The sequence below is a fragment of the Leptospira chreensis genome (assembly GCF_016919165.1).
In the GTDB taxonomy this organism is placed as follows: domain Bacteria; phylum Spirochaetota; class Leptospiria; order Leptospirales; family Leptospiraceae; genus Leptospira_A; species Leptospira_A chreensis.
Genome location: NZ_JAFFPS010000026.1, coordinates 43,900 through 60,605, shown reverse-complemented (window position 1 = coordinate 60,605; position 16,706 = coordinate 43,900). Strand labels below are relative to the sequence as shown.

General features: G+C 39.8%; 14 protein-coding genes. 9 read left to right on the top strand and 5 right to left on the bottom strand.

The annotated features are described in order from the left end of the window. Position 1 precedes the first annotated feature (1 nt). The gene (locus tag JWG41_RS07720; RefSeq protein WP_205269350.1) at positions 2 to 2,359 is read left to right on the top strand and encodes a dual specificity protein phosphatase family protein; all 2,358 of its coding nucleotides are present in this window, start codon (positions 2 to 4) and stop codon (positions 2,357 to 2,359) included. Here the strand turns inward: JWG41_RS07720 and JWG41_RS07715 are convergent. Next, the gene (locus JWG41_RS07715) at positions 2,356 to 3,081 is read right to left on the bottom strand and encodes a lysophospholipid acyltransferase family protein (RefSeq protein ID WP_232373871.1); all 726 of its coding nucleotides are present in this window, start codon (positions 3,079 to 3,081) and stop codon (positions 2,356 to 2,358) included. The two genes, JWG41_RS07720 and JWG41_RS07715, sit on opposite strands and share 4 nt — an antisense overlap. Before the next feature lie 175 nt (positions 3,082 to 3,256). Next, positions 3,257 to 4,375 (bottom strand): LIC11274 family protein, encoded by a 1,119-nt coding sequence (locus JWG41_RS07710; RefSeq protein WP_205269349.1) that lies wholly within the window; start codon positions 4,373 to 4,375, stop codon positions 3,257 to 3,259. 136 nt (positions 4,376 to 4,511) lie between these two features. On the opposite strand from JWG41_RS07710, the gene JWG41_RS07705 reads away from it, so the two are divergent. The 8 genes from JWG41_RS07705 to JWG41_RS07670 all read left to right on the top strand — a co-directional run bounded on the left by JWG41_RS07705 (position 4,512) and on the right by JWG41_RS07670 (position 13,630). Further along, positions 4,512 to 5,390, top strand: coding sequence for a DUF2225 domain-containing protein (locus tag JWG41_RS07705; protein WP_205269348.1), 879 nt, complete (start codon positions 4,512 to 4,514; stop codon positions 5,388 to 5,390). 4 nt (positions 5,391 to 5,394) lie between these two features. Next, positions 5,395 to 6,189 carry a tRNA pseudouridine(38-40) synthase TruA gene (gene truA, locus JWG41_RS07700; RefSeq protein WP_205269347.1) on the top strand — a complete coding sequence of 265 codons (795 nt, stop codon included), beginning with the start codon at positions 5,395 to 5,397 and terminating at the stop codon, positions 6,187 to 6,189. After that, positions 6,161 to 6,799: a hypothetical protein gene (locus tag JWG41_RS07695; protein WP_205269346.1), complete on the top strand. Its 639-nt coding sequence runs from the start codon at positions 6,161 to 6,163 to the stop codon at positions 6,797 to 6,799. Before truA ends, JWG41_RS07695 begins: the two co-directional genes overlap by 29 nt. Position 6,800: 1 nt before the next feature. Further along, entirely contained in the window at positions 6,801 to 8,099 is a 1,299-nt protein-coding gene (locus JWG41_RS07690; protein ID WP_205269345.1) for an LIC11270 family surface protein, read from the top strand. A gap of 78 nt (positions 8,100 to 8,177) precedes the next feature. After that, positions 8,178 to 10,028 carry an adenylate/guanylate cyclase domain-containing protein gene (locus JWG41_RS07685; RefSeq protein ID WP_205269344.1) on the top strand — a complete coding sequence of 617 codons (1,851 nt, stop codon included), beginning with the start codon at positions 8,178 to 8,180 and terminating at the stop codon, positions 10,026 to 10,028. Further along, positions 10,025 to 11,917, top strand: coding sequence for a FecR domain-containing protein (locus JWG41_RS07680; RefSeq protein ID WP_205269343.1), 1,893 nt, complete (start codon positions 10,025 to 10,027; stop codon positions 11,915 to 11,917). The genes JWG41_RS07685 and JWG41_RS07680 overlap by 4 nt, the downstream gene beginning before the upstream one ends. Beyond that, a complete protein-coding gene (locus JWG41_RS07675) occupies positions 11,914 to 12,981 on the top strand; it encodes a hypothetical protein (protein ID WP_205269342.1) in 1,068 nt (355 codons plus the stop codon). The genes JWG41_RS07680 and JWG41_RS07675 overlap by 4 nt, the downstream gene beginning before the upstream one ends. A gap of 52 nt (positions 12,982 to 13,033) precedes the next feature. Beyond that, positions 13,034 to 13,630, top strand: coding sequence for a hypothetical protein (locus JWG41_RS07670; RefSeq protein ID WP_232373855.1), 597 nt, complete (start codon positions 13,034 to 13,036; stop codon positions 13,628 to 13,630). Here JWG41_RS07670 and JWG41_RS07665 read toward each other — a convergent pair. From JWG41_RS07665 to JWG41_RS07655, 3 genes are read right to left on the bottom strand one after another with little or no spacing between them, the layout of a single operon-like run. Next, complete coding sequence (locus JWG41_RS07665) at positions 13,603 to 14,700, bottom strand: DUF1574 domain-containing protein (RefSeq protein ID WP_205269341.1); 1,098 nt, start codon at positions 14,698 to 14,700, stop codon at positions 13,603 to 13,605. The two genes, JWG41_RS07670 and JWG41_RS07665, sit on opposite strands and share 28 nt — an antisense overlap. Before the next feature lie 8 nt (positions 14,701 to 14,708). Next, positions 14,709 to 16,187, bottom strand: coding sequence for an MBOAT family O-acyltransferase (locus JWG41_RS07660; RefSeq protein ID WP_205269340.1), 1,479 nt, complete (start codon positions 16,185 to 16,187; stop codon positions 14,709 to 14,711). Position 16,188: 1 nt separating this feature from the next. Beyond that, complete coding sequence (locus JWG41_RS07655; protein ID WP_332461286.1) at positions 16,189 to 16,689, bottom strand: NYN domain-containing protein; 501 nt, start codon at positions 16,687 to 16,689, stop codon at positions 16,189 to 16,191. Between the last annotated feature and the right edge of the window lie 17 nt (positions 16,690 to 16,706).

Here is a 16,706-nt window from a genome sequence, read left to right as displayed (position 1 = left end):
CATGAATTCGGAATCTGCCATCCTCTTCACTCAATGCCTTCAAAATGACTTCTCAAGCCTCCTCGATAAATACGATCCACTTCCCAACTCCCTTCATATTGGGTATCAAGAAGCGAACCGCCTTTTAGGAGAAATGATGGAAGAAGGACCAGTGTTCTCTCTTATGGACTGGGCTTATGAAACAGATCCAAGTCATTTAAAACTAATTCATATCCGCGACTGGCATGATTCGAAAAACAAATCCCAAGAAGACCACCTAATACAATTTGGTGACCATTGTTTAAAGGATACAAAAGGAGCCGAGTTTGTGTTTCAAAAATGGATCGAAGAAAATCCCAACCGAGCAGAAGTGGTGAATGCTTCGGGGCTGAATGATTTTGTAGATACCAATTTAGAATCCGTATTAGCACCATACAAAGGAAAATCCATTAAGGTGGGAATCACTGGAGTTTGGACAGAAGCCAAAGTGACTTTCCTTGCTTATGATTTAAAAACAAGATACCCCGAATTTGAAATTGGAGTTTGTTCGGCCCTCACAGCAAGTTCCTCTCTCTCAATGCATTTCATTGCCCTCGACCAATTGAAACAGATTTTAGGAGTGAAAGTATTTTCCTCGATTGGAGCCTTTACCGAATTTCTAACAGGAAGCCAACCCAATTTAGAAAAACGAATTTCCACAAACTCGCGAATCTCAAGCGACAAACTAAAGTTAGATCCCAAATATCCGATCTCCAATACCGACAATCAAATTCTACTCTATCTCTTTCGGGATTGTAAAGAGGTAGAATTCAAAACTTTAGATGGTGGGTTTTCTGGAAACGTAGTTTTAAAATCAAAGTCTACGGACCACTTGGGCCATTTGTTAGTCCCTTGCGTTGTCAAAATTGGAGATAGAGACCTCATTGCCAAAGAAAGAACAGCCTTCGAACGAATCCAAGAAGTCCTTGGAAACAATGCTCCTTCCATTGTGGATTTTTGCGAATTAGAAAACAGAGGAGCCATTAAATACCGTTATGCGGCGATGTTAGATGGGAATGTCAGGACCTTCCAAAAGGTTTATGGTTCTATGCCGGACGGCACGGGCCTCGATCGCATCATCGACACTGTGTTTGGAGAACAGCTGGGTCGTTTGTTTGAAGCGGCTTCCACGGAAAAACTCAATTTATTAGAATACTACGACTTCCAACCCAAATACGCCAAATCAGTTCGTTCTCGTGTGGAATCACTTCTTGGTGGGCCGCAAACAGGACAAGAAATTGAAATCGTTTCCGGTTATCCTGTTCCCAATCCTTGTCTCTTTTACGAGAAGGATCTATTGGAGCTGAAAGAATACAATGCCATCACTCACAATACATCCTATGTACATGGAGATTTGAATGGGGCCAATATCATTGTCGATGGACAAGACAATGTTTGGATGATAGATTTTTTTCACACCCACAGAGGCCATATCATTCGAGATTTGTTGAAGTTGGAAAATGATGTTCTTTTTATTTTTTGTAAAATTGAATCGGAGGCAGAATGGAAAGAAGCCGTAAAACTCACCGATTTTTTACACAATCAGGAAGATTTAGGAATCGAACTGAAACTAGAACCACCTACTGAGATCACAAATGAAAAACTAAAAAAAGCCTATCGTGTAATTGTAAAATTACGATCCTACTACCCTCGTTTGGTGAAGTTAGACAGAGATCCTTACCAAATGCATGTGGGTGCTTTGCGGTATGCGATGCATACTTTATCCTTTGATGAAAGTAATGAATGGCAAAGGAAATGGGCTTTGTATGTCGGATCCAAACTCATTACAAAAATTAAGGAATTCATCAAACGCTCCAAAGTGCTCCGAATTGATTATTTAAAACCGGTTACCAATTCTCCCTCTGACGATATCTCTCGGATTGGACTCACCATCCTTCCTGGTAGAAAGGACAGAGCCCGTGTTTTGTCTGATGATTTAACCACTATGAAAAAAGAAGGGATCTCCCATGTTCTAAGCCTCATCACAGAACAAGAGTATGTCGATTATGGTGTCACCGATTTAAAATCAGAACTAAAACAAAATGGAATCCAACAAAAACAGGTTCCTATTTTGGACCAAAGAGTTCCGAGCCTCACACAAATGAAAGAAACTTTGGAATGGATGGACGAAGCTCTTTCGAAACAAAACAAGGTTCTCATCCACTGCGTAGGGGGACTGGGAAGATCTGGGACTGTGGCCGCAGCCTATTTGATTTGGAAACATGGATTGGATGCAGGATCAGCCATCCAAAGAGTGAGGGAATCGAGAAGTGAACGAGCGGTGGAGTCACTCGAACAAATTCGATTCTTAGAACTTTGGGAAAAAGAAGTGAAAAACTAAACTTTAGAAAGTTTGACTCTTTCGGCTTCTGTTATGGCATCTAACTCTTGTTTTTTGGACTGCATTAAATTGTTTAAGTAAGTTTGGAATTCTTCCCAAGAAGAAAAATCCGTAGGATCATGTACACCGAGACCCAAATAACCGACCACATTTCCCATTTGGTAGTTTTGGTAGGTTGTGATTCCTGATTTTAGAGCTACAAACACGGGAATTTTTAGTTCAAAAGCAATTTTCACCATTCCTTTTTTTAGAGGAAGGATTTCTTCCGAATAAGTATTTTTTCCTTCTGGGTATACAATGTAGGAAGTGGTTTTTAAGCCTTCGATTAAGTTTTTTACAGAAACGGCAACTGATCTAGCTTTTGAATTATCAAACACTTGAGAACCCATAGCCACCATCCACCAATAGGCAAACCATGCTTTTTTGATGACCTGATTTGCTAAAAACGGTTTCCGAATCACATAACAATCATAAGGGAAATCCATTTCGTTGACATGGTTTAAAAATATCATATGTCCTTTTTCAGGAACATTAATTTCATTAAATACCATGAGTTTTGTTTTAGTGATATTTAGAACGTCTTCGGCCCAAATTTTGGTTCCTTCTAAGAACTCACGGATCCGAGCTTCTTTGTTCCCCGTGAGAGAACGATACAACCCTCTAACAAGATAGGGACTTGCTTTTCCAAAAACAAGAAGGGTGATTCTTAAGTAAACCTTCATCACCAAACGTCCGTAATGGACACTTAGTCCGTGTAAATTTTTTTTGATGAGATCGTCAACGACCGGAATTTTCGCCATAGCAACAATTAGACAAAAGAGGTCATTTTGTGGAAATAAAAAAGCCCAAGAAATTTCTTGGGCTCATTCAATTGGAAACGGTGTTAGTTAACGTTTCTTATTGTTGCGGAGTGGAAGTAGATCCCCCAGCAGGTTTTGCAGGCACATTTAAGGCTTTTTTACGTTCCTGGTCGTATTTCATGAACACCATATTGTTGGAATCCAAATCATACACTCGACCTCTCACATCAGCATGGTCCACGCGGTAGTCTTCAGGAACACGAACATCAAACATAGCTTGCATACGGTTGTCATACTTGATGTAAGGATTTTTTGTAAAATCGTAAGTAACACCATCAACCTTCACTGGTTGTCCTTCCACAGGACCACCGTTTTCATCTTTCAGCGTTTCTGATTTTGCTTGGGAATTGTTCAGGTAATAGTTGTCGTATGGATATTTCAACTTATAGATGTTAATCGCATTTGCTTTGGAATCACGAGCTAAGTTGATCGCACCAAAATATAAATCAATTCGATACTTTCTATGGTTTGGTTGTAGTTTTTGGTGTTTCTCCAAATTCTTTTCTACTTTTAAAGCATTGGCTCTAGCTTCTTTGGCAAGACCCAAATGTTTATAACCCAACTCTAAGTTTTTCTCAATATCGTATTTGTTATAACTGTAGTGAGCTTCTTTTGAATCATACATACGGCGTGAGAATGGTGCTTCTCTTGGAATGTCCATTACATCTTGGCGGAAGTAAGAACCTTTTCCGTATTCAATCGAAATATCAAGGAGAGCTTTATCCATATGATTGTTTGGATTTTTTCTTTCCATTGCCGTTTTCATCATCTCTTCTGCACGTAAGATATAGAGTTGTGAAAGTTCCTCGGTCATCTTTTCGATTCCCAATTGGCATTCAAGAAAACGTTGGTATGCGGAAGAATAGTTACCTTCGAAATGGTATTGTAAACCTTCTTGGTAAATTCGTTTGGCTTCGTTGTATTTCTTCATACGAAAGCCTTCTTTCCCTTCCGGTGCGTTTAATTCCGTTGGTTTTCCTTCCGGATCTTCTCCACGGAAATTTTTAACGACTGGTTCTAACTCACGTAAGTAGGTTAGAAGTTCAATTCGTTTGTGGTATGATTTACTAGAGACCGATTCTGCAAACATAGGTGCCTGCACAACGAGACTCGTCATGAGAATAAGAAGGGATTGTTTCATTGCTCTGCCGTTCATTCCGTTTCCGTACTTTCCTTCCTTCGAAGAATCTTACAAGTAATTTCGGGGTGGCCCCTGTGAGTATTATCGGAGATTTCTGATATTGGATTGACAGATTGTATTTTAAAATTGAGCCTTTTCCTAGATTTTTCCTATGTCCCTAGCTGCAGCCCAGTCCAAAAAAGTATCTTTTCGCGCCAAAGAGTCCACAGTTTGCCCGATTTGTGATGAAAATCACCAAAAGGAACAAATGTTCCAAGGGGGTGGACGACTCATCGCCGGGAAGTTGGCTCAGGATTTACGTCGATTGTACGAAAAAAATCGAAAATTTGGTCGTGTCAGTCCTCTGGATTATGTCATGTCCGTTTGCCCGCGTTGCCTTTATTCCTCTTTTCCGAAAGATTGGAATTCTTTAAACCCTGCCGACAACGAAGCCATCCGCATGGCCACTGATAGTCGCAGAGCTTATATTGAAAAAATCCTCGGACCTCTTGATTTTACTGCAGACCGCCAAATTGTGTTAGGTGCTGCATCCTACCTGCTCGGAATGGACTGTTACCAACTCCGGGGTGCGAGTGTTGCCCCTACTCCGAAAAAAGCAGTTTGTGCCATTCGTGCTGCTTGGTATTTTTCCGACTTACATGAAGAGTTTCCTCATATCGGTTATGACAAAATCAGAGACTTACTCTACCAAAAAGCAGCTGTTATCTACGGTTTTACATTGGAATTAATGCAAAATGGAAACGAACCTGTTGACCAAGCGGCAGGAATGCTCGGACCCGATACCGATAACAACTGGGGATTTGACGGTGTTATTTATCTAAATGCATTTTTAACCAAAAAGTTCAAAGACCAAATGGCTCCCAAACCAGATGATCAAGTTCTACTTTTGTCTCGCGCCAAACGAACACTCGCAAGACTTTATGGTTCGGGAAAAGCTTCCAAAGGAAAACCAGGTCCTATCGTAGAAATGACTCGTGAGTTGTATGACGAATACAATGCGATCCTTGAGGCAATGGGAGGCGAGAAGTAAGGGTTTGCCCAACTACGCTCTTCTCGTCGAATACGACGGTAATCATTTTTACGGTTGGCAGAAACAAAAAGACATTCCTACGGTTCAGTCCTCCATTGAATCTGCTCTAACCATTATTTTAAACAAAAACCCCGCATCACCTTTGTCAGTTGCTGGAAGAACCGATACGGGTGTGCATGCATTGGGCATGGTGTGTAATTTCAAAACAGAGTTTCCCATTCCTAACTTCCACAAATTCCTCGTCTCTGTGAATGCCCTCACCAAAAGAGGAGTATCCGTTAAAAACATTGTCGAAGTTCCCAAAGAGTTTCATTCGAGATTCAGTTGTACGGGAAGAGAATACATCTACAAAATCTATTACAGCAAATACGAAAGTAGTTTTGTAGAAGGCCGAGCCTTTTGGGAGAAACACCCTGTAGATTGGGATTTTGTAGAAAACCAATTAGAGAATCTCATTGGCGAGAAGGACTTTCGTTCTCTTACCAAAGCAAAATCAATGGCGGGCAAACGGGCGATCCGAAATATCTATGACATTCGTTTGGAACGATTGACATCAGATTGGATCCAAATCCGAATTCGTGCCAATGGGTTTATGCACAATATGGTTCGTATTACTGTAGGAACTTTACTGGACATTGGGAAGGGACGTTGGAAATCTAGATCCATCGGCTCCATTTTGGAAGAGAAGAACCGTACGATAGCAGGGATCACCCTCCCGCCGGACGGACTCTATTTTGTCCGCGCATATTACGAAGATTATCCAGAAATTCATGAATTGTATAAAATCACTCTTCCTTAGCCTTTTTCTGGCACTCACTCTATTTTCCGGTCTTCTTTCCGCACAAACCTTAGAGGAATACAACAAACGAAGGTATGAAATTGGTGGATGGGTCGGAGCGGCCAATCCCATGCCTGGAACTCCCACAGTTCGTATTTTGGACACCACTCTCGGGGGAGGGTTTTATGCCCGTATGCCTTGGCCTTGGATTTTTTATACGGAAATTGGTGGATCTTACGCTGTGTTTTTATCTCGGTCGGAACGCGCTCTCACAGCCATGCCACTTTATGCTGCCTTAGCTTACAAAATCCCCATTGAACTTCCCATTCAGTTTTTTTTGAAAGGGGGTGGTGGTTCCGCTTATGTGGTGGCTCGTCCCTCCGATACGGCTCGTTGGAATCCTTCCGCCTTTGCCGGGTTAGAGGCGAGTTTTATTGCTGGCCGTAGGATTCGGATTGGAGTCAGATTGGACTATCATAAGATTTTTGAGACGAATATGGATGTTCCGAGCGAATACCGATATCCATTGGCAAGTCCTTATGATGACCCTCGTTTGCAAAATCCGGCCAATTACACTTTGCAAAACGTGGACTTTTTCTATTTCGGTCTAACTGTTGGAGTGTTGTTTTGATATGAAATCCCACTTACTACCTGTCTTCATTCTATTTCTCAATGTTTTCCTTTTTATCGATTGTAAAACCAAACTGGACTTAGGGGAAGAATCGAAACTCCCCGTTGTTTCCACTCTCTTCAACAATCGTATGTTGTTACTCCTAAAAGGAACATATGCAACAGACAATCCTCTCGATTGGGGTGAACTCAATAATGGAACCGGGGATTTGTATGTGGATGCGCAAGGGGAAGGTGTGGACCCAACCATGACTCTTGTCAACCAACCCAAAGTGGGAAACATTCCTATCTTTCTCGATATTGGAGAGGTGAGAATCTCCAGTAAATACGTGAAGGGATTAAATGAACTGACACAGATTCGTGATACAGTGGATTCCAATAAATTCTGGGACTACATTGCACCTAACAGGCAAGTATTTTGTACGGTTACGTATTCCTTTGATAACAATACCTGTACGGAAAGTAATGGAATTCTCAAAGCATCTGATTTCTTTAATGGGATCGGAGCTCAGTTTCCTTCCAATGACCCCTCTTCCCAAACAGAAAGTTGGCAATCCGCACTCGCCACAGGACAACCTTGGATTGGACGTCAGTATTATTATGCAGCGATTTACTTTCGTTCTCTTGTGACTGGATACGCACTAGACGCAGGAATTCCTGTGACTGGTCGTTTTGACAATAGACCAATCGTTAACGGACTCAATATTGTCCCACGTAACAACTATGTTGCGGGAACAACTTCCTCGGCCAAAAGTACCATTGTACCTAAAATGTTCCCCACTCTTTATTCGCAACTTCCCACCCAATCGGATATGCAAATTCGGGATGGATTCGATCCTTATATTCTAGAAGTAAGAATTAACTTAAAAGAAAACCTAATGTTACATTCTTACCAAACCAGTCGGGCGACAACGGTTACCTATGTTGGTATCAGTGATATTTTTTATGACCATAAAGGGGAAGGAGATGCCGGCGGAAATATATTGACAAGAGCTCGGGTGATTTATCCTGAAACTGCATCGAGCCTTACGATTTCTGGCGGGGGCAACTCTTTGTTACATTACTATGGCATCTTTCGATACACAGAAACTGAATTTATAAACGTTTTGCCTCTTGCGGCAACACCCGCAAAACAAGGTGCTAAAATAAAATACTTAAATCCAGGTTTGTATAAGGTAGTTTGTTTAGGAGACCTGATTAAGCAGGACGGATATCCCGACACTGTAGTACGTGAGACTACAGTTGGTATCCCGGAGCAACCATTCCGACAAACGTATAACGTTGATTTGGCCTGCCCTTAGTAAAAAAATAGTTTCACTTTTCAATTTTACTTTTTTTTTAGTCCCGTTTTCGCGGAAATTGGTAAAAGTACCAATGATATGAAAACGATATTGCTAAAACTCCGTTCCCTCTTTTCCAAGAATTCCTTATCTCCTGGAGAATTGCAGTTTCCGATTCGATACAAACTACTTCTCATTACATCGATTGTTTTACTTGTCTCCATGTCGGGGATCATCTTTCTTGCTTCTTATTTTTTCAGAAAAGATAGTGAGGTTCGAGTAAAAGAAAACAACATCAAAATCAATGAAATCCTTTCCTTAAAAGTAAAGTCGGACTTACATTCGATGAAACAAGATGTCCACATCACGGCATCTGCCATCTTAAGAAATCCCAACTCAGCCAATGCTATCGCCAAAGAATTGTTTGATGAAGATCAAAATTTTCTTTTGATTGGTGCTTATGATGTCAGTTTGAATCCAAAATTTGAAGCATTGAATGATGAGTTCTTACAAAAATATGATTACCAAAAAGCAGAAGTGAAAGGATTACTCCGAACCATCCAACCTAAATTAAAAAAAGCATTTAGTGGAACTACTGTTATTTGGAATGCAAGTCCTCATTTTCGTCACCCCATCCTTTGTCTTAGTTTTCCCCTTTCAGAATCCAAAGATACACATACCATTCTTGTCACACTAGTCAAACTGGACAGCCTCTTAGATGCCTTCCAAACATCAGGACCAGTAGAAACCTTTCTTGTTAGTGAGGATGGAAGTGTACTCGCACATCCCGATGCTAAGGTGGTATTATCGGGTATCAATCTAAACGACCTACCTATTGTGGAACGTATGAAAAAATCCACAGTCGACAATGGACAGTTTCGTTATGAAGCCAAAGACGGCGTGTCTTACCTTGGATCATTCAAAAAACTAGGACTCGGTGGAGTTGGCGTGATCTCTCAAGTGCGAGAAGCTAAAATTTTTGAAGAAGTCAATAACATTCAGAAACGAAATGTTTACATACTCATTGTATCACTCGCTCTTTCTTTTATCGTTGTTTATATTTTTGCAAAATCTCTATCAACACCCATCTTAAAATTGGTGGATGCCTCCGAAGAAATTCGACGTGGAAACTATCACATTGAACTTCATGCTACAACCCATGATGAAATTGGAACACTCACCAAATCATTCGTAAGTATGGGACGGGGTTTAGAAGAACGTGAAAAATTAAAAGATTCCTTTGGAAGGTTTGTCAACCAAGACATCGCAGAACTTGCTGCCAAAGGGAAACTATCCATCGGGGGACAAAGAAAGTATTGTACCATCTTTTTCTCGGATATCCGAAGTTTTACTGCCATTTCAGAAAAGTTACAACCGGAAGAGGTTGTGGAATTTTTAAACCAATACATGACAGAGATGGTGAAATGTGTCCAAGACACAGGCGGAACAGTAGATAAGTTTATTGGAGATGCCATCATGGCCACTTGGGGTGCCCTTCGTGATTCCAAACAACATGCTAAGTCCTCTGTAGAAGCTGCACTCCGTATGCGAGAAAAACTCATCGAATTCAATGAAGGACGTGGGTCTGTTAAAAAGCCAATCATCCAGATTGGATGCGGAATTAACACCGGCTATGTGATTGCAGGACAAATCGGTAGTGCCAATAAAATGGAATATACTGTCATTGGAGATTCGGTCAACCTTGCGTCTCGTGTGGAGTCATTGAATAAAGAAACCCAAACCGACATCCTCATTACAGAAACCACTTACCAAGAAATCAAATCCGATTACCATGTACTCAGCATGGGAGAAATCGAGTTAAAAGGAAAATCGAAAGCTCAAAAAGTCTATGCTGTACTCGGTAGAAAAACAGATCCCAATTACCCCAAAAGTTTGAGCGAACTACAGAAGTTAGTGGGAATCACTGCAGTGAAGAAGGGGAAAAAATGAATTTAGACAAACGAGATCGTCTCGTCTTATTTACCCTACTCAGTGTTGCTTTTTTATTTTCCATTTTGTTTTATTTGGATATCAATCGCAAAATTGGGATTGGTGACAGAGAAGTTGTAGGAACTATTTTTTTTAAAAACAATATTGTTCAAAGAAAATTTGAAGATGAAGTCATTTGGGAAAAGTTAGAAAACAATAGCCCTCTCACCAATAAAGACACCATCCGATCCGAAGCTTTTTCGGATGCACTCATTCGATTGAAAGACGGAACAGAAATTAACATTGATGAAAATTCAATGTTTAACTTAGATTTGACGGGCGAGGAACCAAACCTGGAATTCACCCAAGGATCTCTAGAAGTCAAAAAGAACGATTCCCAACCAAACAATATCAAAATCACAAGTTCCGGAAGTGAAATCAATGTAGATTCAGGAAATGTCAAAATTGAACGTTCCAAAGAAAGGGAACTGAGTATATTTGTAGAAAAAGGAAAAACCACTGTCAAACAAAAGGATGGTAAGTCCGTTGCAGTGGAAGAGGGAAAAAAAGCAGAGTTCAAAAAAACAGGAATCGAAATCAAAAAAATTCCCGTTGTCTTAGTCTCGCCCTCTTCTCAAAAATTATTCTATACCGAACCGGAAGATGTATCGGTCCATTTCCAATGGAAAGTAGAATCGGGATATGAAAACCCTGTATTAGAAATATCAAGATCACCTAACTTTCAATTGACGCTGATCAATGAAAAAGTAGAAGGAAACCAAGCTGACTTTCGATTAAAAGAAGGAACCTTCTATTGGAGATTAAAAGTTAAAAACAAAACGGGAACCGATCCTGAATTCAGTGAAATTAATAAGTTCTTTGTCACCAAACGAGAATCCTTCCAAGGAGAATCTCCAGAACAAGGAACTACTTTTCCTTTTGTCCAAACCTACCCTCTCGTCACACTCACTTGGACCAAACTCACAACCGCTAATTCTTATCAGTTGATTGTATCCCATTCGCCAAAATTAACGAACCCGATCAAACAACTAGAAACAACAGCAAATCAAATTTCTTATGACGATCTGAAAGAAGGAACTTATTATTGGAAGGTAGTTGCCAAGTCTTCATTTCCTGATACAAAAGATAGAGAAAGCCAAGTTTTATCCTTCATCATCAAAAAACAAAATACAGTTCCCGCACCAAAATGGTTACGACCGGCCAATGGGGCAGAAATTTCAATGGATGAAATCAAACAAAACCAAGCCATTTTAATCTGGGATGGGAATGCGGAACTAAAGTCTTACCAATTAAAATTTGCAAAAGATTCAAAAATGACACCGATTGTTTTATCGGAAGAGACAGGATCAAACTTTCTTGTACCTAACTGGAATCAGTTGGGAAAAGGAACTTTCTATGTTAGTATCACTGGAAAATCCAAAGAAGGAAAAGAAACAGAATCCTCCAGTTTACTGAGTTTCACTGTAGTCGACAAAAAGAAAAAACAGGAACCAGTAGAAGAACCAAACGATTCCAAACAAGAACCCAAACTAGAAATGATGTCACCCAATGGGACCATTGTTCAAATGAAAGGGAAAACCAGTTTGGATTTCCAATGGAAGGTGGTGGGTGTAGTGGCCGACAGATATGATTTGGTTTTATACCAACACACAAATGATAAAAAAGTAGCCATCTATAAAATCACAACAAAGGATTCAAAACACAACTTAAAGGATTTAAGTATCTTAGATGAAGGTTCCTTCTCTTGGGATCTGAGTGTGTATAAAGATTCCAATTTATTATTATCCAGAAAGGGAAGTTTTATTTTGGCTTTGGACCAATTCAAATCCTTAAAACCTTCTGATATTGAATTCATTTCACCAAAACGGTTGTATAAAGAGAAACGATGAAACTAAATACAAAACGATTCTTTTTATTTTTTTGTTTGGTCTCTGTTTCCCTCTTCGCACAGGACGGAACCAAACTCATCGCTTGGAAACCCATTCCCGAAGCCAGCGGGTATCAAATCCAAATCAAAGAAAAATCTGGTAAAATCGTTATCGATAAAAAGATTGATACGGCTTATCATTCCATCGAAGAACTTCCGTCAGGTGTTTATCTAGTAAGAACCGCACCATTAAACTTATTCAAAAAACCAGCCGTCTGGTCTGCATGGAAAGACTTAGAAGTCATCATCTCCGAACCACCGAAGGTTGTGACAGAAGAAGAAAAACCAATCATCCTTCCCAAATCGGAATCCAAATCAGAAAAAACAATTTCGAATGTAACCATTGAAGGGGAACATTTTTTGGAAGCAACCAAAGTGGATCTTACCAAAAAAGAAGATTCACTTCCTATTCTCAGCAAGGAAGTCAAATCACCAGAACGGATTGATTTAAAAGTAGATACAACGGAAGCAAAATCTGGGCCTTATGATTTAACCGTCACCAATCCTTATCAGAAACCAAAAGTGGTTACCAATTTTGTTCAAGTAGAAGAACCAAAACATCATACCACAGATTCCAAACAAGAATCCCAAGCTGTTGTCACCCAAAACACAACAACGAAAGATAACCCTTTGACCCAAAAAACGAAAGTGACCGTACCCAAAGGGAAATCATTTCGGGACTATACATATGAAGAGATGTTGGCATTTTTAGAAACCGATGTAGCTGCGAATTGTAAAAATACTAAGGTGCCAGCCCTTACTTTAAGTGAGTGTCACAAAACATACGTTATCTTAAATTTTTCGAGTGAAGACAATCATTCTGTATTTGAGTTCTATAAGTTGATTAGCGATAATGAATCCGACAGAGTGAGTGCCTACTACTACTTTAGTGCGAATTGTTCTCCCCGGTTTCGACCTGCCTTCGAACGAATGGAACTCCAATCGAAAAATCGAAGTAATCTCGACCCAGATGAACGCCAATCACTACTCCAAGAATTGACTAAATTTCGAAATTGTTCGAGATAATTTCTTTTTCTTTTGCTTGTAAGGAATCGCTTTTTTTTGTCCTATTAAGAGAATGAGATACTCTTTGATTGCATCGGTTGGAATCGTACTTGTCACAATGCAGGCCATCCATTCCGAACCATCCGTTCTGAGCCAAAATGTGAAAGAAGTCACAACTAGAATCCAAGATTTGGCTCTCTATCCTACTCTTTCTAAAAAAAGACTTTATGGTGCCGTTTCCAAAGGTGGTGCCATTCGATTTGATTTAAAAGCAGGAGAGGCTTCCCCACAATCCATTGGTATCGGTGTGGCAACTGATGGAAAATTGAAAGAGTGGGTTCTCACTGTGTATTCTGGAAATGGTCAAAACGAAAATCCAACCATCTTAAGAAAGGAAAAGATTGAAGGCGAAGCACAGTGGGTCTTTGAATTATTAGCACCACCAGAAGAACTCACAGTGGAAATTCAAAATCTAAACTCAGACACTCCTGTCACTGTGGTAGAAATTGTTCATGGTTATTATTATGGATACTCTGTGGATAAAGAAAACAATACCAAACCCCAACCACAAAATCCTACCAAACCAAATCCAACAGATCCTGAAAAACTTTCCCCTAATGATGTTCAGAATCGAACGGAATTCTACCGGACACCTTTTACAAAAGACTGAAGTAAGTTTTTAAAAATAAAATCGGTATACTCATCATAACATGTCGGTGACATGTGGCCTGCGTCACTGAAATTGTTGCAGGCATAGTTTGGATCATCGTTCATATTCCAAAACGGCACACCATTTTGTTTGTGGTAATCTAAAATTCTTGGATACCAATCATGATACACTGTGTCCGTCTTCCCACCACCTACAGAAACTTTTAAATTTCTAATATGATCCATATAAGGTAAGGAGAGTCGAACCCAAATCACAGCAGACGGAACACCAAGTTCTTTTGCTAATTCCAAAGATTGGTTTGTAAAACTCAAAACCTGATCGGAAAACTGAAAGGGAACTAAATAGGAATGAAAATCACCAATCGCTGATTTTTTTAATAACTCCGGAGGGAGCACTGATTGGTGAGTTCCCGGTGTCATGGCAGAACCCTTTCCTCTATTTAAATTTGCCATAAGACTATTACGCAATTCACGGTAAGGAAACAAAAAGGATTCTTTGTTTTTGGCTCTGGTGAGAATGACTTCCAACTTGGGACGATATTGATAAGCACGAAACATTCGTTTTGCGATGAGTGTAGAAATATCATCCGTTGAAAATAAGGAAAAATGTTTTAATACAAAAGAGACGTTGAGTCCATTGGTCAAAGTTTCATCCACTTTTAGAGTGGCAGTAGAGTTGTACATCTCCACAGAGTGATCAAACAAAAAGAAATCAGGTTTTACATTGTCTTTGTGAAACTTTTCCATCCATTGTAATACATAATCTGGTTTTCCTCCTGGTACGGAGAAATTAAACATCACCCAACCTGGGTATTTTTTGTGAATGTATTCGTTATCAAACAAAAGTGCCCGAGAGTTTCCAAAGTAAACGAGGACTTTATCTCTATCTTGATTAGATAAATACAGTTTTAAATCATCGTATAATTGGTCTTTTTGGATATAGTTTATGTCCGAAAGTGACTTTGAAAAATAAGTATGTACATTCTCTAGAAGTAATAGTTTATCTAGACAAAACGTTAAAAATACAACTAGGAAAGGGACGAGTAAATATCGGTTACGAATTAAATCCACAATGTCTCCTAAAACTTATAGTAGATAAATTCTCCACCATCTTGTGAAAGAGTGGCGAGAAGGAAAATCGTAACAACACCAAGTATTGGCACAAGCCATACATCGTGTTTACGAACCCGTTCCCAAAACTCAGGAACATATTGGATATGGTGAAAAAACAATAGAGCAATCGAAGTATAAAAAATACGTTCCAGGTTTTCGATATGTTGGAACCGAAAAGAAGAACCATTTCCCAAAAGTGATGTGGCTGAAACCAACCATTCATTGGAATCACCTACAAACATAACTTCTAAACTATGGGAAAAGTGAGTAAAGATACCATAAAAATGATCTACCATATTGGTTGCGTTATTCGATCGAAACATCAGTCCCGAAATCGAAAATAAAACAAAAACGATGAGAGCTTTGATTACGATTAAGAATTTGTTTTTTTGTGGAGTTAACTTCCAACCCAAGTTGTCTTCAAAATACCGTTCCCCGGCCAAAATCAATCCCCAATAAAAACCCCAACAGATAAAAGTATAATCGGCTCCATGCCAAAATCCACCGAGTGTCATAATGATGATTAGGTTTAAGTAAGTGCGGAGTTCTCCTTTCCGAGAACCACCGAGTGGAAAATAAATATAATCTCTAAGCCAAAAAGAAAGTGTGATATGCCAACGTTTCCAAAGTTCTCGTCCAGACGTGGAGAAAAAAGGAGCTTTGAAGTTTTCTGGTGTTTCAAAACCTAAAAACAAAGCAATGGAACGCGCCATATCGGTTAGTCCAGAAAAGTCACTATACACTTGAATCGAATAACAAATCCCTGCGATGAATAAAGAAAAAGAATCGTATTCCGCAGGAGAACCAAACACCGGTGAGATGGTTAGTGACATGGGATCAGCCACGAGAACTTTTTTCACAAGCCCCGACATGAGTAAATACGATGCGCGGTACATCTTTTCTTTGTTTGGAACAAGTTTGTCCAAGTTCGGAAAAAAGTCTGACATCCGCATGATAGGCCCCGCAATGAGCACAGGAAAAAAAGCAACGAACAAAAAGTAATCATCCACTTTGACTACGGGTTTTGATGGATCGCGATAAGTATCAACGGCGGCGGCAATCACTTGAAAGGTATAAAAACTAATCGCCAGTGGTAAGGCAATGTGGATGAGATCAGGAACTTGTTTAAAGAACGGATAGTCCGTTAGATCAGCAAGGACCTTACTGAAAAAATAAATATATTTAAAAAACCCTAAATTGATTAGGTTGAGAGCTACCGTAAGTCCAATCCAAAACTTCGATGGTTGGGATTTGATTTTGCGATAGAGAAGGTAATTGATCCCAATGGCAACAAGAAAGTGGGCCGTCAGGACCAAAGAAAAGTAGGCATAAAAACCAATCCCTGCCATAAGCAGAAAATACTTTCGAACCTCTTTAGGAATGGCCCAATAGAGTGTGTAGACAATGGAAAAGAAGATTAAAAATGGGATTGAGTTGAACAACATATCAAGGGAGGAATTGTCTCTCCCAGTAATCGGTTTCCGAACTTGGTGTCAATCCTTCTTTCAGGTAGTTAAATTCCGTTTCATCCTCTTCGGATTCCCGTTTGAGCCATTCTGCATAAAACTCCTCGGAGGTCATTCTTTTGGCCCGAAGCCTACGTGCAAAACTAACAATCTCTTTGTCGGAAGTGATCACCAAACACTGTGAAGGTACTGGACATAAGTTGAGATATCCAATGATGAGTTCGTCGGCTTTTTTTTCATGGCTGTAATGAATCGAGAATTTATCCCAATCTTCCGAATAACAATCCGAGGTAAGATCCTTTTTCCCGTCAAAAAATACTAAAATCTTAGAATGTTGATTCGTAACATAGAATCGTTTTAGATGGGCCAATAACCCGTCCCGGGCATCTTGCAGGCGGTATTCCCCCAAACAAAAAGCCAAATCGGGAAATTTATACATTAGATTCATCCCGTCGATCAGGATTCTCTCATTTACGGGCACAACTCTAATGAAACCAC